This window comes from Acetobacterium wieringae (assembly GCF_026646375.1).
Classification (GTDB): Bacteria; Bacillota; Clostridia; order Eubacteriales; family Eubacteriaceae; genus Acetobacterium; species Acetobacterium wieringae_A.
The window spans coordinates 1-338 of sequence record NZ_JAIPPU010000064.1 but is presented as its reverse complement, the minus strand read 5'-3'; the positions used below and the strand labels follow the sequence as shown (position 1 = coordinate 338).

Sequence of the window (338 nt, the reverse complement as noted above, 5' to 3'; positions counted from 1 at the left end):
TGTGTACAAGACCCGGGAACGCATTCACCGCAGCATTCTGATCTGCGATTACTAGTAACTCCAGCTTCATGTGGGCGAGTTTCAGCCCACAATCCGAACTGAGAATGGCTTTAAGGGATTGGCATGACCTTGCGGTTTAGCAGCCCTCTGTACCACCCATTGTAGCACGTGTGTAGCCCTAAGCATAAGGGGCATGATGATTTGACGTCATCCCCACCTTCCTCCAGGTTATCCCTGGCAGTCTCTCTAGAGTGCCCAACTTAATGCTGGCAACTAAAGACAAGGGTTGCGCTCGTTGCGGGACTTAACCCAACATCTCACGACACGAGCTGACGACA

The 338-nt window shown here is 51.8% G+C and carries 1 rRNA gene; it reads right to left on the bottom strand.

Going from position 1 to position 338, the window contains the following annotated elements:
• Window positions 1-338: ribosomal RNA gene (locus tag Q7P33_RS17960) — 16S ribosomal RNA — on the bottom strand; the annotation flags it as partial.